General features: G+C 67.7%; 2 protein-coding genes and 2 pseudogenes (1 of these 4 running past the window's edge). 3 read left to right on the top strand and 1 reads right to left on the bottom strand.

All coding sequences use genetic code 11. From position 1 onward, the window contains the following. From I55_RS24935 to I55_RS24925, 3 genes and pseudogenes are all read left to right on the top strand, one after another. Positions 1-478, top strand: a pseudogene (locus I55_RS24935) (SulP family inorganic anion transporter); its annotated part reaches 304 nt to the left of the window's first position; the annotation flags it as partial. A gap of 46 nt (positions 479-524) precedes the next feature. Continuing rightward, positions 525-881 (top strand): hypothetical protein, encoded by a 357-nt coding sequence (locus tag I55_RS24930; protein WP_044563423.1) that lies wholly within the window; start codon positions 525-527, stop codon positions 879-881. 240 nt (positions 882-1,121) lie between these two features. Then, positions 1,122-2,177 carry an HPP family protein gene (locus I55_RS24925; RefSeq protein ID WP_044563422.1) on the top strand — a complete coding sequence of 352 codons (1,056 nt, stop codon included), beginning with the start codon at positions 1,122-1,124 and terminating at the stop codon, positions 2,175-2,177. 62 nt (positions 2,178-2,239) lie between these two features. Here the strand turns inward: I55_RS24925 and I55_RS24920 are convergent. Next, positions 2,240-2,845: pseudogene (locus I55_RS24920) on the bottom strand (IS630 family transposase); the annotation flags it as partial. Positions 2,846-2,864: the final 19 nt, after the last annotated feature.

The following is a 2,864-nucleotide window of genomic DNA, read 5'->3' as shown; positions in this document are numbered from 1 at the left end:
GGTCACCGGCTATCGCCTGGTCAGTGTCGCCCATGCCCGCCACCTGTTCGAACGCTACGGCGCCCTGCCCGCCACCATCTGGGCCGTCACCCTGGTCACCGTTGTCGGCACCGACCTTCTGACCGGCGTACTGGTCGGCCTGGGCCTCAGCCTGATCGAACTGCTGCCCCAGGTACGCCGCCTGCGCCTGCTGGTCGTGACACGGGAGAAAGAGGCCGGCGAGTGGGAGGTGGTGCTGTCGGGCTCCGCCAGCCTTGTGCAGTTGCCCCGCCTGGCCCAGGCCCTGGAAGGCCTGCCGCCCGCCCGCCGCGTCACCCTGCGCATGCGCTCCCTCTGGTTCGTGGACCACACCTGCGCCGAGCTGATCAGCGGTTGGATGGACCGGCGCAAGGCGCAGGGGGAGCGCGTGGTCATCGACGACGGCGACGTCGCCCGTCACCAGGAACTGGCGGCCAAACTGCAGTTCAGTCCCGGCTGACCCAGCGTTCCTTCCCTCACATCTTCACCTCACAAGGAGACATCCCATGCGTTTCACCAAGACCCTGGCCGTCCTTCCCGTCCTGGCCGCCCTCGCTGCCCCGCTGGGTATCGGCGCGGCGTCTGCCGCCGGCACCGCCCAGGTGCCCGCCATCACGGTGACGGGGGCTCAGACGGACGCGGCCCGGCGCGTCTGCCGCGACACCCTTGGCTTGGCCCCGGCCAACGTTGATTTCGCCGCCTGCGTGGACAGCCTGAAGACCCAGGCCGCCGCCGCCCAGCAGCCGGTGCCGGAGGCGCGCGCCTGCGCCGAGATGGGCCACACCCCTGGTGGTGTCGACCATCGCCACTGCGTCGCCCAACTGGCCTCGGCCGTCAGCCACGCCCAGACACCGATCAACTGATCCCCGGCGCGCCTACGCGTCAGTCCCTTCATCTTCCCTTGAATCCGGCGGCGGTCTGACTGCCCGGGTGCGGCTCCCATCCACCCGGTCCCTACCCTCCGTCCGCTGGTGCCCATCCCTCGTTCCCCGGGGGATGGGCTTTTTTTTAATCTGGCCGGGCATCGGGTCATGCTATCAAGGCGCCATAAGATGGATATTTTTCACATCTTATTTTGAGTAATTGCCGTCTGGTCACCCCCGATGCATCCCTACCTGCGGTCCTTCCGCCCCATGCAGCCCGCCTTGCCGGCGCTGGCCCGTGTCCGCATCTTCGCTGGCGCGCTATTGGGCATCCTGCTGACCACGCTGATCAGCCGCTGGTGGCTGGGCGGCACCGCCGGCCTGCCCTATCTGGTGGCACCCATAGGCGCCTCCAGCGTGCTGGTGTTCGCGGCCCCGGCCACGCCGCTGGCCCAGCCCTGGGCGGTGCTGGGCGGCAATGTGGTGTCAGGCCTGGCCGCCGTGTTGTGCGCCCGGCTGATCCCCGATCCGGTGCTGGCGGGCGCCAGCGCCGTGGCCCTGGCCATCGTCGCGATGTCCCTGCTGCGCTGCCTGCACCCGCCGGGCGGGGCTGTGGCGTTGACGGCCGTGCTGGGCGGCCCCGCCATCCAGGTGGCGGGCTTCGGCTTCGTCCTGGCGCCGGTGGCGGTCAACACCGCCCTGCTGGTCGCCATGGGCCTGGTCTTCAACAACCTGACCCGCCACCGCTATCCCCACGTGGCGCCGGCCCAGCCCCAGCCCGCCCGCAACAGCGCCGGCTACACCATCGAGGATCTGGATCAGGTGCTGGCCCATTATGGGGAGCAGTTGGACGTGGACCGCGATGATCTGGACGCCGTGTTCCGCCAGGTGGAGGCGCGCGCCTATCAGCGCCGCCATGGCGACATCCGCTGCGGCGCCATCCAGTGCAAGGTGCCAGCGGCGGTGGGGCCGGAGGATACGGTGGCCACGGTGCGCGGGCTGATGGCCGATTACCACGTGCGCACCGTGCCGGTCACGGATGAACGCGGGCGATTGCTGGGCGTCATCCCGCCCCAGCCGGCCACGGTCCCCAACCGCCAAGGCATCCGCCGCTTGGTCCAGCCGGCGGTGACGGCGCTGGCCGCCACGCCGGTAGTCAACATCCTGCCGGCCATGACCAACGGCGCGCATGAGGCCATGGTGGTGGACGACACCGGCCGCCTGATGGGCATGGTCACCACCGCCGACCTGCTGTCCGCGCTCTACGGCAACGAGCCGGTGGCGCTGGCGGGATAGGGACTTTGCGCGCCGTGCCGCCACGCTCAGGCGCACGAAGCCGGCTCTAGAGCGTGATGATTTTAGGTTCGCACATACCCTGCATGGGCGAGGTAGTTTGAACACTCTGCGGGAGTGACGGTTTGGAGAGTTTTGCCGATGGCGGCACAGAGGCCATCGGCAGATCGCTCTTGAGCTTGACGCAGATGATGCTTGAGTTTGGCGAAGAACTGCTCGATGGGGTTCAGGTCGGGTGAGTATTTTGGAAGGAAGATCACCCTGGCCCCGGCCGCCCGTATGGCGTCCCGGACGGCCTTGCCTTTATGTGAGCCGAGATTGTCCATGATGACGATGTCGTTGGGCTTCAATGTCGGGACAAGGACCTGCTCGGTATAGATCCTGAAGCGCTCGCCGTTGATCGGCCCCTTGATCAGCCACGGCGCATCCACGCGATCTTGGCGCAGGGCGGCGATGAAGGTCATGGTATTCCAATGGCCGAAGGGGGCCGGACCAGGTAACCGTTGCCCACGCGGGGCCCAGCCTCGCAACGGCGCCATGTTAGTCTTGGTCCACGTCTCGTCGATGAACACCAATCGAGACGGGTCGATCCCCGGTCGCAGTCTCAGCCATCGCTCCCGGTGGCGGGCGATGTCCGGCCGGCTTCTTTCCGTGGCGACCAAAGTCTTTTTTTATAACTCAGTTCTCAGC

The sequence above is a fragment of the Azospirillum sp. B4 genome (assembly GCF_000333275.1).
Classification (GTDB): Bacteria; Pseudomonadota; Alphaproteobacteria; order Azospirillales; family Azospirillaceae; genus Nitrospirillum.
The sequence above is the reverse complement of the archived record's forward strand: the minus strand, read 5'-3'. Positions and strand labels throughout refer to the sequence as shown.

Coding starts and splice junctions, on each gene's coding strand:
- I55_RS24930 (WP_044563423.1), top strand. CDS start 525: ATGCGTTTCACCAAGACCCTGGCCGTCCTTCCCGTCCTGGCCGCCCTC.
- I55_RS24925 (WP_044563422.1), top strand. CDS start 1,122: ATGCATCCCTACCTGCGGTCCTTCCGCCCCATGCAGCCCGCCTTGCCG.